1 protein-coding gene, 1 pseudogene and 1 riboswitch are annotated in these 1,883 nt (G+C 73.3%); the gene and the pseudogene both read left to right on the top strand.

The window, feature by feature from the left end:
* Nucleotides 1-963: heparinase II/III family protein (locus Q0L11_RS20680; protein WP_296599775.1), on the top strand; the 963-nt coding region annotated here is incomplete at its 5' end.
* A 6-nt stretch (nt 964-969) separates the two neighbouring features.
* Nucleotides 970-1,053, top strand: a riboswitch (ZMP/ZTP riboswitch).
* Nucleotides 1,054-1,078: 25 nt separating this feature from the next.
* Nucleotides 1,079-1,883: pseudogene (gene purH, locus Q0L11_RS20675) on the top strand (bifunctional phosphoribosylaminoimidazolecarboxamide formyltransferase/IMP cyclohydrolase); the annotation flags it as partial.

Below are 1,883 nucleotides of genomic sequence, written 5' to 3'. Positions count from 1 at the left end.
GGCGTCCGCCGGTTCGGTGACGCCACCGTCCCGCTGGACGAGGCGCTGGTGCAGCGCGGCCTGGCGGCGCCCGAGGCGGTGCAGCGGGCCATCGACCGGCTGGCGGCGGCCGTGCGGTTCTTCACCCTCGACGACGGCGCCCTGGCCGCCTTCCAGGGCGGGGCGCCGGCTTCGGCGTCCTATGTCGCGGCGGCGCGGGCGCAGGACGAGACCGGCGACCGCGCGCCGCCGACCGACCTCGGCGGCTATCAGCGGATGGACTCGCGCCCGGTGCAGGTGATGGCCGACGTGGCGCCGCCCGCGGCGGGCGCCTGGGGCGAGCGGGCCTGCGACCAGCCGCTGGCGATCCAGGTGCTGGTCGGCGGCCGCCGCCTGATCGACGCGGGCTTCGGTCGCGGGATGGACGGCGCTTCGACGGTGGAGGTGGGCGACGACGGGGCGATCCCGCTGCTGTCCGGCTTCCCGGCGAGGGTGTTGGGGCCACGGCTCGCCGCGCCGGGGGCGGCGGTGGATGTACAGCGGCACGAGGCGCCGGGCGCCGTCTGGCTCGACCTCGCCCACCACGGCTGGATGAAGCGCTATGGGCTGATGCACCAGCGCCGGCTCTACCTCGACCTCTTGGCCGGCGAGCTGCGGGGCGAGGACCGGCTGACGCCCACGGCGCGTGCCCAGGGTCCGGACGGGCGCCATTTCGTGCCGTTTACGCTGCGGTTCGCCCTGCACCATGGCGTCCAGGCGCTGGTGTCCCAGGACCGGCGGAGCGTGCTGCTGCGGCCGGTGAGCGCCCACGAGGGCTGGATTCTGCGCAACGACGCCTTGGACATCGCCCTGGAGAGCCTGCCGGGGGGCCGAGGGTTGCAGCTCGTCCTGAAAGGGCAGCGGCGGGCCGACTCCGGCGCCCGGGTGCGGTGGAAGCTCGCGCCCGCGAGGCAACAGATTGACGGGCCGAAGGGTCAGGCGTAACGGGGCGCCATTCCGCGTGACTGGCGACTAAAGGTGGGCGACCACCGGGGAGCGCGAGAACCATATTTGCCGCGCGCCTGGGCATTCCTTCCTTTTGACCTGAGAGGAGAATGCCGTGCCCGCAGCCCCCGATTTCCCCCCCGCGCCCGACAAGGTCGTGGTCCGCCGCGCCCTGATCTCGGTGTCCGACAAGACCGGCCTGATCGAGGCCGCCCAGAAGCTCGCCGCCCTGGGCGTGGAGCTGGTCTCCACCGGCGGCACCCGCAAGGCGATCGCCGACGCCGGCCTGGCGGTGAAGGACATCTCGGACCTCACCGGCTTTCCCGAGATGATGGACGGCCGCGTGAAGACGCTGCACCCGGTGGTGCATGGCGGCCTGCTGGGCGTGCGCGACGCGCCGGCCCACAAGGCGGCCATGGACGCGCACGGGATCGGGGCGATCGACCTGGTCTACGTCAACCTCTACCCGTTCGAGCAGACGGTCGCGGCCGGCGGCGACTACGAGACCTGCGTCGAGAACATCGACATCGGCGGCCCGGCGATGATCCGCTCGGCGGCCAAGAACCACGGCTACGTCGCCATCTGCACCGGCCCGGCCGACATGGCCGAGGTGCTGGCCGAGCTGGCGGACGGTGGGGCGACCAGCCTGGCGCTGCGCAAGACGCTGGCGGGCCGCGCCTATGCCCGGACGGCCGCCTACGACGCGGCGATCTCGGCCTGGTTCGCGCAGCAGCTCGGCGACGCCGCCCCGGCCCGCAAGGCGATCGCCGGCGAACTGGCGCAGACCATGCGCTACGGCGAGAACCCGCACCAGGCGGCGGCCTTCTACCGCTTCCCGAACCCGCGGATCGGTGTGGCGACGGCGAAGCAGCTCCAGGGCAAGGAGCTCAGCTACAACAACATCAACGACACCGACGCGG

The organism is Phenylobacterium sp., assembly GCF_024508875.1.
Lineage (GTDB): Bacteria > Pseudomonadota > Alphaproteobacteria > Caulobacterales > Caulobacteraceae > Phenylobacterium.
This window is presented reverse-complemented; position numbering and strand designations above follow the sequence as displayed.